At 64.3% G+C, this 16275-nt stretch carries 15 protein-coding genes; 3 read left to right on the top strand and 12 right to left on the bottom strand.

Going from position 1 to position 16275, the window contains the following annotated elements; translation table 11 throughout:
* The first annotated feature begins 273 nt into the window (after nucleotides 1-273).
* The 3 genes from ACVOK8_RS12720 (at nucleotide 274) to ACVOK8_RS12710 (ending at nucleotide 5001) form a co-directional block, all read left to right on the top strand.
* Nucleotides 274-783: a sigma-70 family RNA polymerase sigma factor gene (locus ACVOK8_RS12720; RefSeq protein WP_481567132.1), complete on the top strand. Its 510-nt coding sequence runs from the start codon at nucleotides 274-276 to the stop codon at nucleotides 781-783.
* Between the two features lie 5 nt (nucleotides 784-788).
* Nucleotides 789-1772 (top strand): FecR domain-containing protein, encoded by a 984-nt coding sequence (locus ACVOK8_RS12715; protein ID WP_481567130.1) that lies wholly within the window; start codon nucleotides 789-791, stop codon nucleotides 1770-1772.
* A gap of 79 nt (nucleotides 1773-1851) precedes the next feature.
* A complete protein-coding gene (locus ACVOK8_RS12710; RefSeq protein WP_481567129.1) occupies nucleotides 1852-5001 on the top strand; it encodes a TonB-dependent receptor in 3150 nt (1049 codons plus the stop codon).
* Between the two features lie 159 nt (nucleotides 5002-5160).
* On the opposite strand, the gene ACVOK8_RS12705 is transcribed toward ACVOK8_RS12710, so the two are convergent.
* From ACVOK8_RS12705 to ACVOK8_RS12650, 12 genes are all read right to left on the bottom strand, one after another.
* Nucleotides 5161-5904, bottom strand: coding sequence for an energy transducer TonB family protein (locus ACVOK8_RS12705; protein WP_481567128.1), 744 nt, complete (start codon nucleotides 5902-5904; stop codon nucleotides 5161-5163).
* Between the two features lie 8 nt (nucleotides 5905-5912).
* Nucleotides 5913-6122 carry a biopolymer transporter ExbD gene (locus ACVOK8_RS12700; protein WP_481567127.1) on the bottom strand — a complete coding sequence of 70 codons (210 nt, stop codon included), beginning with the start codon at nucleotides 6120-6122 and terminating at the stop codon, nucleotides 5913-5915.
* 2 nt (nucleotides 6123-6124) lie between these two features.
* A complete protein-coding gene (locus ACVOK8_RS12695) occupies nucleotides 6125-6322 on the bottom strand; it encodes a biopolymer transporter ExbD (protein ID WP_481567126.1) in 198 nt (65 codons plus the stop codon).
* A gap of 2 nt (nucleotides 6323-6324) precedes the next feature.
* A complete protein-coding gene (gene exbB / locus ACVOK8_RS12690; protein ID WP_481567125.1) occupies nucleotides 6325-7023 on the bottom strand; it encodes a tonB-system energizer ExbB in 699 nt (232 codons plus the stop codon).
* Nucleotides 7020-7337 carry a hypothetical protein gene (locus ACVOK8_RS12685; protein ID WP_481567124.1) on the bottom strand — a complete coding sequence of 106 codons (318 nt, stop codon included), beginning with the start codon at nucleotides 7335-7337 and terminating at the stop codon, nucleotides 7020-7022. The genes exbB and ACVOK8_RS12685 overlap by 4 nt, the downstream gene beginning before the upstream one ends.
* Nucleotides 7338-7348: 11 nt before the next feature.
* Entirely contained in the window at nucleotides 7349-7720 is a 372-nt protein-coding gene (locus ACVOK8_RS12680) for a YbaN family protein (protein WP_481567123.1), read from the bottom strand.
* Nucleotides 7720-8328 carry a biliverdin-producing heme oxygenase gene (locus tag ACVOK8_RS12675; RefSeq protein ID WP_481567122.1) on the bottom strand — a complete coding sequence of 203 codons (609 nt, stop codon included), beginning with the start codon at nucleotides 8326-8328 and terminating at the stop codon, nucleotides 7720-7722. The genes ACVOK8_RS12680 and ACVOK8_RS12675 overlap by 1 nt, the downstream gene beginning before the upstream one ends.
* 34 nt (nucleotides 8329-8362) lie before the next feature.
* Nucleotides 8363-9805, bottom strand: a complete 1443-nt coding sequence (locus ACVOK8_RS12670) for a surface lipoprotein assembly modifier (protein ID WP_481567121.1) — start codon at nucleotides 9803-9805, stop codon at nucleotides 8363-8365.
* Nucleotides 9806-9968: 163 nt separating this feature from the next.
* Nucleotides 9969-10796 (bottom strand): HupA family protein, encoded by an 828-nt coding sequence (locus ACVOK8_RS12665; protein ID WP_481508122.1) that lies wholly within the window; start codon nucleotides 10794-10796, stop codon nucleotides 9969-9971.
* A gap of 88 nt (nucleotides 10797-10884) precedes the next feature.
* Nucleotides 10885-13971, bottom strand: a complete 3087-nt coding sequence (locus tag ACVOK8_RS12660) for a TonB-dependent receptor (RefSeq protein ID WP_481567120.1) — start codon at nucleotides 13969-13971, stop codon at nucleotides 10885-10887.
* A gap of 201 nt (nucleotides 13972-14172) precedes the next feature.
* The gene (locus ACVOK8_RS12655; protein WP_481567119.1) at nucleotides 14173-15129 is read right to left on the bottom strand and encodes a FecR family protein; all 957 of its coding nucleotides are present in this window, start codon (nucleotides 15127-15129) and stop codon (nucleotides 14173-14175) included.
* Nucleotides 15130-15235: 106 nt separating this feature from the next.
* Entirely contained in the window at nucleotides 15236-15742 is a 507-nt protein-coding gene (locus ACVOK8_RS12650) for an RNA polymerase sigma factor (protein WP_481567118.1), read from the bottom strand.
* Nucleotides 15743-16275 lie beyond the last annotated feature (533 nt).

Below are 16275 nucleotides of genomic sequence, written 5' to 3'. Positions count from 1 at the left end.
CATCCGCTGCCCGGCCGGGCGCGGGGAGCTCCGCCGGCGCGGCGTTTTTGGGCAGATCATTCGCGCGGTATTGCCGACAACAACAAGCCTGCTCGCCCATTCCGCCAGCGTTGCCGCGAAGCTCATGGGGTTCCTGGAGCGGCGGGCTTGGCCGGTACGCCGTATCGCTGCGCTGGGCGGGAGCCGCTATTGCCGTTCCCGGTCGGTAAGCCAAGTTTGCGTGCAACCCCCGATTTATCGGATGATAGTGATTCCTATTCTCAATATCTGCCCATGGTCAACGCTTCGCCGGCACCGGCGCCTGATTCCCTGCAGGGCCTGTACGTCGCGCACCATGGGTGGTTGTTGCAGTGGCTGCGGGGGCGCATGTCCGCGGATGAGGCGGCGGCGGATCTGGCGCAGGACACCTTCGTGCGCCTGCTGCAGAAGCCACAGCTGCCAGCGCTGGAGCAGCCGCGTGCCTACCTGACCCGGATTGCCAATGGGCTGGTCATCAACCTGTGGCAACGCCGCGCGCTGGAGCGGGCATGGCTGGAGGTGCTGGCAAGCTTGCCTGAGTGCCTGGTGCCTGATGAAGAGCAGCGGCAGATCGCGATGGAGGCGCTGCTGCGCATCGACCGCATGCTGGATGCATTGCCGGCGCGGGCACGTGAGGCTTTCCTGTTGTCGCAGTTGGATGGGCTTACCTATGCGGTGATCGCCGAGCGCATGGGCGTCACCGAACGCACCATCAAGCGCGACATCGTGCTGGCGCTGGCGGCCTGCCTCGAGGCGATGGACTGATCCGTATGCGGGAACCTTTGGCCACGACCGACACGCCGATTCCCGCACCCGTGCTGCACGAAGCAGCTGAATGGCTGCTGCGTTTCCGCGAAGGCGATCTCGATGCCAAGGAGCGCGCGGCCTGGCAGCGCTGGCTGTCCAGCAACGACATGCATGCGCGTGCTTGGCAACGTGCGGAGCGCTTGACCGGTTTGCTCGACGATGTGCCCGGTGCGGTAGGCAGTGCGCCCCTGCAGCAAGCTCGCCGTACTCGGCAGGGCCGCCGCGCCGCGTTGGCGGCCATCGCAGGAATGATGGTCGGCGCGCCGCTGGCGCGTCTGGCGTGGCAGCGCGAGCCTTGGCAACACCTTGTTGCAGACGGCAGCACCGGCATCGGTGAGAGGCGCGCGCTGCGCCTGGCAGATGGCAGCGAACTGCAGCTCAACACCGATACGCGGATCGCCGTCACCTTCAATGAGACTGTGCGGCAAGTGCAATTGCTGCGTGGCGAACTGCTGCTAGAGGCGGCAGCCGATGATCGCCTTCCAGCACGACCGTTGCTGCTGCAGCTGCGTAACGCGCAATTGCTCGCCATGGGCGCGCGCTTCGCCGTGCGGATGTGGGATGACCATGCGCGGGTGGCGGTGGAGCAGGGCGCAGTGCGGATCCGCCTCGGCGATCGCGGCGATGTCACGCAGGTGGTTAGCGCAGGTCAACAGGCGGTCTTCAACGCGACGGGCATCAGCGCGGCCACTGCGCTACAGCGCAACAGCCTGGCTTGGGTACAAGGCGTGCTGCATGCCGAGGCCATGCAGCTGGGGGAATTGTTGTCCGAGCTGGCGCGTTACCGCAGCGGCGTCGTGCGTTGTGATCCGGAGATAGCCGGGCTGTTGGTGTCCGGTGTATTCCAGCTGGACGATACCGATACCGTGCTCGCCCTGTTGCAGGCGGGGTTCCCGCTGCGGGTGCGCTACCGCAGTCGTTTGTGGGTGATGGTCGACTCCGCCTGAGACCGGGATGTCCCTTTTTGCCGGTTGGCCGGGCAAGGAAGTGAATCCTTTCAATTCCTTTCTGTCACGGACCCCCGCCATGTCTTCGCGTCCTCCTCTTGTCCGCACCTCGCTGGCCCTGGCCTGCCTGGTCGCGCTTTCGCTGCCATTGCCGCAGCTGGCCTTCGCCCAGAACGGCGCAACCGCTGTTGGCGAAAGCAATGTGAGCTTCAATCTTCCGGCCGCGCCATTGGCGCGGGCATTGAATGACACGGCGACCGCCGCCGGTGTCTCGTTGAGCTATGACCCGGCGTTGGCCGCGGGCCGCTCCGCGCCCGCTTTGCAGGGCCGCTATACGGTGCGCGCAGCGCTTGCGCGACTGCTGCAGGGCACGGACCTGACGGCGCGCGAAGTCAGCCCGGGCGCATGGAGCATCCAGCGCGTGGCGAGCACTGACGGTGATGCCGTGGTGATCGGTACGCTGCGGGTTGGTGGCGAGCGCTCGGCCGATCCCACCGGCATCGAACGCGATGAGCGCGGCTACGACGATGTCTACGATCTGGACCTGTCCACCGTCTACGCCGGGCGCGAGCAGATCGAACGCTACAAGGGCGCTGCGCCGGCCGATATCTTCAAGGGCATGGTCAACGTCTATAGCGGCGATGCCCGCAACAGCGGCGCGCTGGACCCGAACATCCGCGGCATCCAGGGCCCGGGCCGCGTGCCACTGACCATCGATGGCACCGAGCAAGCACTGACGGTCTGGCGCGGCTACATGGGCGCCAACAACCGCAACTACATCGATCCCAGCCTGATTGGCGGCATGCAGGTCATCAAGGGCCCGGCGATGCTGCGCGGTGCCAACACCTCGGTGGGCGGCGCGGTGCAGATCAAGACGCTGGACGTCGACGACATCCTGCTGGAAGGCGAGAGCTTCGGCGGTGAGTTGAAGATGGAGGCCAGCGACAACGCCATCGATCCGAAGTTGCCGACTCTGTTGACCGGCAAGCCGCTGGGCAGCGTGCCGGGTTTCCCCGCCAGCCAGGTCAATTTCTACGACCCGACCTTGTATCAGCATCCGCGTACCAGTGGCAGCGGCAGCTTTGGCAACGACCAGGCGTGGCGTCTGGCGCTGGGCCTGCGCAAGGAAAACTTCGACCTGATGGCGGCCTACGCTTTCCGCGAAAAGGGCAACCACTTCGCCGGCAAGCATGGCAGTTCGTTCTATGACAACGCGCCCACCAACAGCTGGGACTACGTGCCGTACCTGGCCAAGGTCTATGTGCCGGGTTCGGAGATTCTGAACTCATCCAGCCGCATGGAATCGTGGTTGGTCAAAGGCACCTGGCGTTTGAGCGACAGCCAGGTGCTGCAGCTCAACGTGCGTGACACGCAGTCGCGCTATGGCGAGATCATGCCTTCGCGCATCCAGTGGGCCAGCACGGTCACCGATGGCATCCCGCAGTGGCCGCTGAGCCAGGTGGATGCGCGCTCGGTGAACCTGGAATACAAGTGGCGCCCGGGGCTGGACTGGGTGGATCTGCGCGCCAACCTCTGGCGCACCGATACCGACAGCGCGACCTACAGCAGCGGCGGCCTGCCCAACGATCGCATGAACTGGTACAACGACGTCGACAAGGTCTATGTCACCCCGGACCACTTCCGCAATACCGCGGTAGCCAACAGCAAGAACGCGCGCACCGGCTTCTCGTTCGACAACAAGATGCAGCTGAGCGACAGCCTGGACCTGACGGTCGGGGGCAACCTGCAGAAGGAAACCCTCAGCTCCAAGGACGCCTATAACGATCCGGAGATCACCGGCTATTGGCGTGGCAAGCCGCGCGCTGGCTGGCGCCGTGAGTATGATCTCAGCGCCTTGTTTGAATGGCGGCCGATCGACAAGCTGCTGCTCAGCGCGGGCGTGCGCTACCAGAACTGGCAGTCGTTCGATGAGTTCCTCGCCCGCCAGCAGCGGGCCGGCGTGTTGCCGACCAGCAGCAAGGAGTCCTCGGGTCGGGTGATGAAGTGGAGCACGCTGGAGCACTACACCCAGGCCGAGATCGATACCTCGGTCGAGCAGATGACCAGCCTGGTGGAGAGCCAGTGGTCCTTCTATGAGGAATTCTTTGGGTATACGCGTGAGCAGTTTGTCGCCGAAGTGCTGAACCCCTCCCTCGACGAAGTGCGCAGCCGTACCACTTACACCGCCAACAATGAAATGCTGTGGAAGCACGATGGTCAGGGGCGTTACAACCGCGCCGACAATCCCTGCATCAACGGCGCCATCGACTTCAGCAACGTGGTGCTGAGCGGTAGCAGCAAGTGCTGGTCTGATGGGCCTTATCCGGGCCAGAGCGTCAATGGTGAGCTGATTCCCTTCGCCACGGTAGACAACACCGCACGCAGGCAGCGTGGCGCTGGCTGGGTGCCGTCGTTCGCGGCGACCTATGAGTTCAGCGAACACAGCCGCGTCTATCTTCGCCACAGCCAAGTGCGACGCTTCCCGGCGCTGTTTGAAAGCACGATTGGCTTCTCCAGCATCCAGGACAGTTACGGACTGAAGCCGGAACATGCCTACAACACCGAGTTGTCGTGGGTGCAGGACTTCGGTCAGATGCTGGATGGCAATCCGCTGGCGGACCTGAAGATCGCCTACTACCACCACCGCACCCGCGACGTGATCGAGCGCAGCCCGCAGCTGACCTTCTCCAACATCGACGAGCAGACCATTCGCGGCGTCGAGGTGCAGGGCCGCTTCGACAACGGCCGCTTCTTCACCGACATCAGCGGTGCCTGGAATCTGGAAAACCGTGTCTGCGATGAGCACACCGCGATGTTGCTGGACAACACCGGTGGCGTTTCCAACTGCGTGGAAACCGGCTTCGTCGGCGGCTACCTGGTGACCATGGCCATCCCGCGTTACACCTTCAACTGGACGGTGGGCACGCGCCTGTTCGACGGCAAGCTGGAGCTTGGCAGCCGCATCGTCCACCACGCGCCGCAGGAGAGCGTGTTCAAGGACAACTACGGCAACCAGTCGGCGACGATTTCCTATTACCTCAACACGCCGCTGCAATGGGGCCGCATCACCACGTATGACGCCTACGCCACGTGGCGTGTCAATGACCGCGCCACGGTCGAAGTGGTGGGTACCAACCTGGGTAACCTGTACTACATCGATCCGCTGACCCGTTCGTCCATGCTGGCGCCGGGACGCACGCTGAAGGCGAGTTTCAACTATCGGTTCTGACCCAGTGCGGTGTATTTGAAAGCGCCGCATGCAATGACAAAGCCCGCTCGGATGTGGATCCGGGCGGGCTTTCTGTTTGCAGACGCCGCTGGTTGCCAACAACGACGATGGTGATGCGTTCGCGGCAAGCGAACGGAAGCGAATCCGACGCAGCTGCTGTCAGCGAATGAAGAACTCCACGGGCGTGGTGATCTGCACTGGATCGCCGGGTACCTCATCTGGTGGCGACGGTAACGGGCTGGCGCGCTGCACGGCGGCGAGCGCCTCGCCATCCAGCAAGGCATTGCCACTGCTGCGGGCAAGCCGTGCCCACTGCACGCCGCCGCTGCGGTCTACCGCGTACTCGATCAGGCTCACGCCTTCACTGCGACGCCGCTGCGCTGCGCGCGGATAACGCTTGTAGCGCTGCAGATGCGCCAGCACCAACGCCTGCCAGTTGGCCTGTGACGGTGTGTCAGCACCGGTCGAAGATTGCCGGGCGGCATAGCGGGTGCCACTGGGAGCCTGCACGCTGGGTGGCGCAGTTGATTGCAGCACCTCGGCAGTTTCCACTGAGGCAGGTTGCTGTCGCTCGGCGGCTGGCGGTGGCAGCGCTGCATCTGCCGGTTGGGTGGGTGAGGGCGGCGCAACTGCCGCCGTTGGTGTCGCCGCTGCCTGCACGGGCTGCGGCTGCTGTTCCTGCTGCAGCGGCCCCGGTGCCAGATCCGTGGGCGGCACCGGGGGGGCGCTCGGCAGCGGCGCCAGCTCCACCATCACTGCTTGCGGAGGCGACGGCGGCGCGGGTGGCGGCGACCACGATGACCAGACCGCCGCGGCGCCCACCACCAGTGCATGAACGCCAAGCACGACGCACAGGCTGCGACCCCAGCGTGGGCCCTCGGCCGCATGTGGTGTCCAGTTCACGGCGCGGCCTACTCCAGCCCGACCAAGGCCACCTTCAGGTAGCCGGCAGCACGCAGGCTGTTCAAGGTGTCCATCAAGTCGCCGTAAGCGACACCCTTGTCGGCGCGCACGAAGATGCGCTGCTCGCGGTTGGCGGCAGTGAGTGCATCCAGTGCTGCGGCAAGGGTCGGTGCAGTGACCGGGTCCTGGTTCAAGCGCAGCGACAGGTCCTGCTGCACGGTCAGGTATACCGGCTCATCGGCAGCGCTTGCGGCTGCGCCGTGGATGCCGGCAGATCGACGGCGACGTCCACGGTGGCCAATGGCGCGGCGACCATGAAGATGATCAGCAGCACCAGCATCACGTCGATGAAGGGCGTGACGTTGATCTCGTGGTTCTCATCGGGGACATCGTCCTGCTCGTCGGTCCTGATCGCCATGCTCACGGTGCTCCGGATGGGTTGAAGGCGTGGCGGTCGAGGTCGCGCGATACCAGCTGCTGCACGCTGGCTGACAGGTCGCCGCTGTCGCCGCGCAGCGCTGCAAGCTGACGGCTCAGCTGGTTGTAGATGACCACCGCGGGGATCGCCGCGACCAGCCCAAGCGCGGTGGCCAGCAATGCCTCGGCGATACCCGGGGCGACCACGGCCAGATTGGTAGTGTTGGCCTGGGCGATGCCGACGAAGCTGTTCATGATGCCCCACACGGTACCGAACAGGCCGACGAAGGGCGCGGTGGCACCAATGGTCGCCAGCAGCCCGGTACCACTGCGCAGCTGGCGTGCATGCGCGAGTTCGATGCGCTGCAGGCGCGAGCCGACGCGCTCCTTGATGCCATCGGTATTGCCAGCGCTCGGCGAGCGTTGCAACTCGTCCTGCGCCTCGGCCAGCAAGGCTGAAGCGATGGTGTTTTCTTGTCCCGGCGTCGCCAATGCTGCAGGCAGGTTTTCCGCTGACGCGAGCGCGCTGCGTGCGTTCTGCATGCTGCGCGCCTCGTGCTGCAGCTGTCGGCGCTTGGCTACCAGCACTGTCCACGTTGCCAATGAGGCAATCGACAGGCCGATCATCACCGTCTGTACCACCCAGTCGGCATGAAGGAACATCTGCCACGGGCTGAGATTGCTGGGCAGATTGATCGTCATGCGTGCTCCTGGATGGTCGCGTGGTCGGCTGCCGATGGCATATCTGTTTGCTGGAGGGAGGGCAGCAAACCAGCTGCTCCCAGCGCCGACAAGGTGTTGTAGAAGGCGCTGGTGGAGACATGCATGTCGCCCTGTTGCAAGGCTGCAGCGTGCAATAGTTGCGGGCTGAGGCGACCGTGTGCGGCCAGTACCAAGGGCGCCAGACGCAAGGTTGCGATCCGCGCCGATGTCACTCGAATGCCGGCGCCGCGCAGTATCGCCGAATGGATGTTGCGGGCTGGTAGCGGCAGACCGCCGGATGTTGTCAGGGGCATGATCGATATCCTCAGTGGATGAGCGCACGCGGTGCGGGACGCGACAGCACGTAGCTGGCGCTGGCGATGAAGAACAAGCCGATGCCCAGCGCCAGCTTCCAGCCTGGGTGCGCCGTGCAGAGGAAAGTCAGGTAGCCCGCAGCCATGCCAAGCGCGGCAAACGCCTTGCCTTTGGTGCTTACCGCGCCTTGCTCGCGCCATAGGCGCAGACTGTGGCCGTAGCGGGGATGTTGGAGCAGGTAGCGCTCCAGCCGTGGCGAGGAGCGCGCAAAGCAGGCCAGCGCCAGGATCAGGAAGATGGTGGTCGGCATCACCGGCAGTAGCGCGCCGATGATGCCAAGCGCCAGCATCCAGCAGCCTGCGCAGAACCATAGCCAACGCATCAGAGCACCGGCACCGGGTCGGTTTGGAGCTCGTCTTCGACATAGCCGCGCACGTTCTGGAACGCTGCGCGTGCACCCTCCACCACCAAGGCTTCCTGTTCGGCCGCCAGTGGCGCCGCATCCAGTGCGGCGGTGAAGCTGCGCCAATGCCGAGCTGCGCCGTCGGCATGTGCGGCTAGGTGGCGTGCACCGAAGTCGGCATGCAGCTGCAGCCGGTCGCGCGCCAGTTTGAACAGCACGGTGCCGCCGAGGTTTGAGCCTTCGGCAACGTACAGCCAACCCAGGGCATTGGGCAGGGAGATGTCAGGGGCCACCAATGGCGTGCTGTGCGCTGGAATATCGCTGCCTAGATCCTGCAGATCGCTCGCGATCTTCGGCAGGCGTCGGCGTTCGGCAAGGTCGGGAATCAATGCCAGCAGCCTTTGATGGGCATAGAGCGCATCGATATCGCGATGGAAGCGGTATTGCACGCGCAGGAAGCGCGCGAACTTGTCGCGATTGGCGAAGATGTCCGCAGCCATGACCCGCTTGTCCAGGCTGTCATGGGTGCTGTGGGTGGCCGCCTTGAGCTGCTGGCTGCGCGAAAAGACGTTGCTGTTCTGGTTCATATGCAATTCCCGGTAGTGCAGGAGACGGTGGGGGTCAGAAACTGCGTTCCAGCTTCAGGCTGGCGGAGCTGCGGTCATAGCTGTAGAGCCAGTCGACATTGCTGGACACCACGTTGTAACGAAGGCTCAGCAAGGGCGTGAAGCCGGCGAAGGCGAAACGATTGGCCTTGATGATCAGTGTGTAGTTGCGTTCGGCGTCATCGCGGCGCACGCCAAGCATTGGGCTGTAGTGGTCGTAGCTGCGGCGGCGATAGGAGGCGAACAGGGTGTGGCTGAAGCCTTCCGGCCATTGCATTGATGCGCCGATGCGCGCGCCTGTCGAGCGATAGCTGTTGCTACGGTCGCGCGAATCGCTATCCAGCGCATCGATGCCGCCGAAGACCATCCAATCACTGCCAAGACTGTGGAAGTAGGTGGCCGAGGCGGTGCGCTGCACGCCGTCCAGATTGAGCGCGTAATCGCGTTGGCGATAGCGAAGATCTTTCCAGTCAGCTTCCAGCTTCAGCATCGACAGCCGCCCCGGCGTCCAGCTCCATTCGGCATGCACGCCAGGTGCACCAAACAAGGCGCTGTTGCCCAGCGCGTAGTAGTCGAACGACGGTGCAAGCGCTGCGTTGTGACGCGCACTTCGGAAGCTGTAGCCAGCCTGCAGCGTGGCATTGAGTTCGTTGTAAGCGCTGTTGTCGCGGTAGTTCTGGCCAAAGGCGATTGCACGCAGGTAGACACCATGGTGACCGCGCAGCGCATGCCGCTTGTTGAGGGTGGCGTCGTAGTCGAGGCCGGTGGCGGTGATGGCCTCGGGCAATTTGCGCTCGATCAGGCAGGCGCCTGTGATCAGCAGCAATAGACAAGTGCGACTGGCCGAGGTGCGGTTGGCGTTGTCGGTCCAGCTGGGTCCGGCCGCGTACGAGCCGCTCCAGCGCTCGCGCTGCGCCAAGGCCTGGCGAAAGCTGGCGATGGTGGTGCGCACGCCTTCGGTTTTCGGGTCGTTGGCGTCAATGCTGGTGCCGACATCGGCGAACAACGCATCGGCTTCGCGGTCCTGCTGGTCTTCGAACAAAGTGCGCGCCAACTCCAGCTGTGCCGGCATGAAGTCCGGTTGCAGGGCGAGCAGGGCGCGGTACTCGGTGGCCGCCTGCGCGTGCTTGCCCTGAATGCGCAGCAAACCGCCCTGCGCGTAGTGCACCAGCAGTTTGTCGTGGTCGGGCAGGGTCAGGTATTCGTTGAGGAAATGCGCCGCCAGGTTCCACTGCCGCTGTTGCAGCGCCAGATACAGGGCGCGACCGAGGTCGTCGACGTTGTGGCCAATGACGTGGCGCTGGCCATCGATGGTCAGCGTCGGGCGCTCGCCATCCAGTTCGTCCTTGAGCAGCTCACGCTCGCGGGCCTGCGCCTGTTGGTCGATGTGCTGGTCAAGCAGGCGGCGGGTATCAGCCTGCTCCTGTGCGGCGCCGGCGACGGGAAGCAACAATCCCACCAGCAGCAATGCGGCGGGAAGCGCGAAGAGGGGCCGGCGTCGGCAACCGGTTGAAGAACGAGAATGCATGCAATGGCCATCGAGGGAGGCAAGGATTGGCGGACGCTGGCTGGTCCTTGCCGGTAGCAGTTGAATTACAGCAGTTGACGGACAGGCTTATCCGTCAGTTCTTGGTGCCGCCCCAAGCGATGTTTGTTGCCGGGTTGCCAAAATCGACGATGCCGGCGACGGCGGCCGCACCAGCACCGAAGAAATCGCCCTTCACCGTACCGGTGGCGTATACGACATTGCCCGGGATCACCCACTGGCCGGCATTGGCGGCGTCGAAGTGACCGTTGGTGTCGAACGCGATCTGGCTGCCGCTGGTGCCCAGACGGATCTGCGTTGCGCCGATCGACAGGTCGCCGTGGAAGGTGCGGCTGCTGAAGTTGGCGGTCAAACTACCGGTCAGGTGGGTGTTGGCGCCGTAGCGGTGCAGGCCGGTCAGCGTGTAGCCAACCGCGGTACCGGTGGCGGCGGTATAGCCGGTCTTGTCACCGACGTAATAGACCTGACGGTTCTGGTAGGTCGGGCTGCCGGTATTGCCGTTGGTCGACCATTCGCCGAACCAGACATCGCCACTGCCAACCTTGACGAAGCTGAAACTACCCAGGCCAAAGTGTGCCGGATCGTTCGGGTTGCCGGGGGTGCCGGGAGTGATCGGATCGTGCAGGCGGTAGACGGTCATGCTCGGAGTCAGCGCGGTGGCGGCGCTGGAAGGCGTCAGACCTTGGAAGTCGACCTTGGTGCCACCGGCATAGCTGGAAATACCGACGCCGGAGATGCCGGCGGTATGCGGGCCGAACGGTACCTGTGACACACCGACCGTGACGTACGACGTTCCGGTACCGGCGGTCTGGGCGCCGACGATGGTGGCAGCTGCGGCAGTGCCTGCCACGGAAACCACGGTCAGGGCGAGGGCGAGCTGGGAGATGCGTTTGTGCATTTTCATGATCATGTCTCTCTTGATGTGATGAAGGAAAAAGCGGAACTGCAGTGATGTTTCGGGTTGCGGTGGACTCCTTGTTGCTACGGGATGATCAGAAGCGCGCGGTCACGCTCAGCTTCAGCGTGCGACCCGGGGCAGGCAGCAGTGAGCGGGTGGCCGGGTCGGCGTAGTAGCGGTCGGAGAGGTTGGTGCCGATCAGCTCAAGCTGTACGGTGTCGTTGACGCGGTAGCTGGCATAAGCATCGAACAGCCAGGTGGTATCCCAGGAGAACGGCACGTTGAACACGGCAAGGTTCTGGTTGGTGACGGCGGCAAACGCCTCCAGGTCGCGGTTGGGTTTGCGGCGCTGGTAATAGACGACGCGCGCGCCCAGCTCGAGCCGCTTGTCAAGGAAGCGTCCACCCAACGACCAGTTGGCCGAAGTTTCCGGCGAGGCCTGGGTCAGCAGCCAGCTGCCGATGAAGCCCTGGTCGACACAGGTTGGCGTGCCGCTGACGTTGGGGTCGATGGTGATGGCCGTGTGTTCATCGCAGACCTCGTTCTTCAGCGTATGCGCCACGGCGAGGTCGGTGAAGAAGCGGCCATTGTCATAACGGCCCTGGAACTCCACGCCCTGCACAAGCTGTTTGTCGATGTTGCGGAACAGGAAGTTGTTGTCGCGCTCGATCAGGTCATCGGTGCGGCGGTGGTAATAGCTGAGCTTGACGTCGGCAATCGTGTCATCGCCCAACAGATGCCCGAGCTCCTGGATGTAGCCCAGCTCGTAGCTGTAGGTGTGTTCGGGTTTCAAGTCGCGGAACGGGCTGACGCTGGCACCGAAGGCGATGACGCTCTCGAACATGTTGGGGTAGCGCAGTGCCTCGTTATAGCTGAGGTAGGCGCGGCTGTAGTCCGAGAACAAGCCGGTAACGGTAAGCGACGGCGCCCAGCCACTATCACGACGCTTCTTTGCCACGGCGTACCTGGAAGCGATCGGGTTGGCGGTGTAGCCGATCCTGCAGTTCCCGCCCTCGAACAGATCGGCTACGCCGGCCAGCGCGCCGTTGCTGCAGGGGTTGTCGGCGCGGTGGAATCTACCTTCGGCGTCAGGGAGCCATTCGAGGGTGTTCTCTTTGGCAGCATATTTGATGTTGGCGGCGACGTAGTCTGCTTCGCTTATCCCTTCCGGAATACCTAACATCTCGCAGTAGAACGGCATCGCCGCGCAGACCTGGTGGCCGGCGCGTAGCTGCGCCTCTGCATTGCTGCGCTCCTGCGCAGACAGGGTCCGGTAGCTGGCCTGATAGCCGGATACCGAGCCCAGGAACTTGTTCGGATGGTCGGCGAGGAAATCGTCGTACGCCCAGTACGAGGAGTAGCGGGCACCGGCATTGATCTTGAGGAAGTCGACCGGGCGCCATTCAAGGTTGAAGTTGGCATTCCATTCCTCGCGACGGCCGGCACGCGGGAACATGCGCCAGGCCGCGGAGGGGCCGATGTACTCATCATGCGAGCGCAGCTTTTCGTGCTGGAAGTCGCTGCCGACGGTCAGGTCCAGCGTATCGCTGAGGCGGAACAGATTGCTCAGGGTCAGGCCGTTGCGGGTATTGGTGGAATCATCCAGCGCGCCGTTCATGACGATCGGCTGGGTCACCGCATTCCAGTAGTTCGGGTAGCTGCCGGCGGTGTTCGCATTGCTGTCGGTATCGGTGCGCCACAGGTTGGCGTACAGGTCGATCCAGCGGCTGCCCTGCGGTTGCCACTTGTATTCCAGGTTGTAGGCGGTGGAATCGACCCGGCTCAGTGACCATTGCGGCAGGCCGAGCGCGGTGCGGTTGATGCGCGACGGCATGATCTCGCCGTAGTGCGACAGCGTGTCGCGGTAGCCGAAGCGCAGCACCTGGTCGGGCGTCGGGTTCCAGGTGGCCTTGAACAGCCACGATTCCATCTGGCTGGAGGTATTGGTCACCTCGTCGCCTGGGCGCAGGCGGTTGGCCATGGTGATGATGTAGTCGCCGGCGCCGATGTTTTCCACCGGCTGCGAGTAGTAGCCGGCGCCGCGCTTGCCGGCGAAGTAATTGCCACGGTCGCGGTAGGCGTAGGCGCCGAACAGGCTGAGCGTGTCCGACTTCCAGCCCAATGCCAGCCGATAGGCGTGGTCCTCGCCATCGAAGACGTTGTAACCGCCGCCACCGGTGTGCGGTTGCACGCGCAGTGTCGGGTCGTTGGCCGGGCTGCCGGTGGCCAGTTCCGGCACGTCGCGGTGGTTCATGCCGGTGTACAGCCGGCCCGGCAAACGCGGCGCCACCGCATTGCTGCTGCCTTCGATCTTGAACTCGCCGCCGAACGACTCGCCTTCCGGCACCACATCGTCCACGTCCAGTGTCTTGATCACCACGCCGCCACCGATGCCGGTGGTGACGTTGCGGGTCAGCGACGGGCCCTTGAAGATCTGCATGCCGCCGATCAGGTTGGGGTCGACGTAATTGCGGTTGCCGATGCCGTTGTAGCCGCGCCAGGCGGTAACCGCCTGTTCAGTGCCATCGATGGTGACCGGCACGCGTCCGGGTCCTTGTACACCACGGATGTTCACATCGAGCGCGCCGCTGTTGCGGGCATCGCCACTGAACACGCCGGCGACGCCGTTGAGCAGGTCCGAGGGCGTTGCGCCCTTGTAGCGTTCGATTTCGGTGCGGCCGAGATACGCAGTGGACAGGTCCAGATCATAGACATCGTCCTGGCCACGCAGATCGCGCTGTGCGCCGGTGGCCTCGATGCCTTGCTGGCCGGTCACGCTCAGGGTGCCGGTGACGATGGGGGCACTCGCGCCGGTGGCAGCGGCGCCGCTGCGTGTCACCACGGCGGTGCCGGGTTCGCGCCATTGCCAGGCCAGTCCGCTGCCGGCCAGCAGTTGATCCAGTGCCTGCGCTGCACTGAGTTGGCCTTTGATGGCCGCACCCTGCAGCCCGCCGACGTCGCTGGAGACAAACAGGATGCGCACGCCGCTTTGGTCAGCCAGACGCGTCAATGCGCTGTCCAGGGGCTGCGCGGGGAGATCGAATGCGACGCTTTGACTGGGACCGCTGGCGCTGCTGCTCTGCGCGGCGGCATATAGCGGTGCGTTGAGTGCCAGGGCGATGCTGACGGCGAGCAGGGCGGGCAGTCGCGAAGAACGACGAGGAGGGCTGAAAGGGCTCATGGATCCGACGGAGAAATAGGAAGAGGACGCGCGGATGCACCGGCGTTGACTTTATGAGAATAAGTCTCATTCCTATAGACGGCCGTCGCGGGCGAAACTTGCAGCGTCAGCAGCAAAAATTTTTCCTGACGCTTCGTGTACCTGCGTGTTGCGGCTGATGCAGGGTTACAGCGCTTGCCGGTGGCTCAGTGGCTCAGTGGCTCAGCGGATCAAGGTCAGCAGCGGCAGGCGGATCAGCTCCGCCCCGGCCAGTGCAGCCATGTTGCGCAGCAGTGCATCGATGTCATCCAGTTCGAACACGCCGGTGAGTTGCAGTTGCTGCAATGGCTCGCCAATGACGACGATACGTCCCGGTACATAACGCTGCAGCTCGCCTGCAATGGCAGCCACGCTCTGCTGATTGAAGATCAGCTTGCCGCGTACCCAGGCAGTCAATGCACCCGCGTCGACGTTCTCAGCCTTGCCAAGTACGTCGCCGCTGAAAGCAACGCGTTGGTTGGGGATCATTTCGATACTGGCGCCGGCTCGGTTACGCAGCTCGGCCAGGCCGGAGACCACGGTCAGCATGCTGCGGCGTGGCTCGCGGTACAAGGCAAAGCGACCGACGCTGCAATGGATGCTGCCATCGCGGCTCTCGATCACGAACGGCCGCTGCGGGTCGGGCGCGACGTCGAACAGCAGTTCACCGGCGGATACCGAGACGGTGCGGCGGACGTTGGAGAAGGTCTGCGAAAACGCACTTTCGCTGTTGAGCCAGGCTGTCGATCCGTCGCCAAGCGACGCCTGCCGCCGCTGGCCGATGCGGGTGCTGTGGTCTGCAAGTACACCGCTGAGTGGCCCCAACAGACCAGTACCGACCACGCCGGCCACTGCAACTGCTGACAAGCCACCCGCCAGCATCGCGCGACGGCTGACCCTGCGCGGCGCCGGTGTCAGCGCCTGCACCCAATGGCGGTGCTCGGCCGAAAGCGCGGTGTTACCAACGTCGTCGAGCAGCGCGAACGCCTGCCGTGCAGCCTCCACATGCGCGGGGGAGCGCTGGCACCAGCGCTCGAACGCTGCTCTATCGCTCGCAGACGGGCGCACACCCAGACGGATTGCCCACTGGATGGATTCGTCGTTGAGCGCGTTGTTGCGGATTCGGAAGCGGTCGAACATCGTGGCGTGGCTGGGGGCTGCGCTGAGAGAGGGGTTGTCTACGTATAAGACGTTTCGCAAAGGCCAAAGTTGCAGTTGCCACAGCGATCATCTGCCAGCTTCGCCCTCAGGGTGGCCCCAAGCGGTCGCGGCAATGCCGGAGTGCCTGCGCCAGGTATTTGGCCACCATGCTCTCCGATACGCCAAGGCGGCGCGCGATCAGTGCATGCGACAGGCCGTCGACGCGGAACAGCAGCAAGGCCAAGCGCGCATTGGGCGGGAGCTCGCGCAAGGCGTTGTCCAGCTGCCGCAGGCGGTCCTGGGCAATGGCGTTGCGCTCCGGGTTCGCGACAGGGTCGGCCTGCTGCGGATCGGGCTCGCCGCTGCCGCCTGCGCGCTGCTCGCGTCGCGCCACATCGATGGCGAGGTTGCCGGCGACGCGGAAGATGAAAGCGCGCTGGTCGCGGATCCGCTCCTGCTGCTGACGGCTGTCGGTCTCCAGCAGGCGTAGATAGGTTTCCTGCATCACCTCTTCGGCACGGGTGTTGTCGCCAGTACGCCGCCGCAGGTGCCGCTTCAACTCGCTGTACAGGCCGAGGAAGGCGTCAATCAGGCGCGAGCTTGGCGCAGTCATCAGTGCTGGCAGCCGACGGCGCCACGCAGCTGTGACGTGCATGCAGGCGTGGTGCGGGGCAGGGCGGGCGCATGGCGCTGCTGCTTCCGCCAGCATGGCCAAGGATTCGACAACAGCGGCATGGGACTTCTCCACGGCGCTCAGCGCCGGCACGGGGTGGTCGGCTGGCCGCTATGCTTGCTGACCGGTACATCATACTTTCATCGGCGATGGCGTGTCAGTTGCAAGGTTGGTCAGGCACTGTCGCAAGCGGCCGGAGCAATGGCCTGCGTCAGAATCTTGGCGATCCAGTGGAAGCGCAGACGTAGCAGGCGGGAAACCAAGCTGGCTGACCGCTCCCTGCAACTGGGTATGCTGGACTGATCTGGATCGGCTACGAGCACGCCGAAGTGCGAATCATCAGGCCGGCAACGGGCGGTGACCCCCGAAAAACCGGCCGCCCCAACACGGGGTTGGCGGGGGCCCCCGGGGCCCCCGGGGCGAGTGGGGTTGGTTGTGCAAAAAACAAAAAATGGCGGGGCGGTGACCCCCGG

The organism is Stenotrophomonas sp. STEN083, from assembly GCF_056759195.1.
This window is presented reverse-complemented; position numbering and strand designations above follow the sequence as displayed.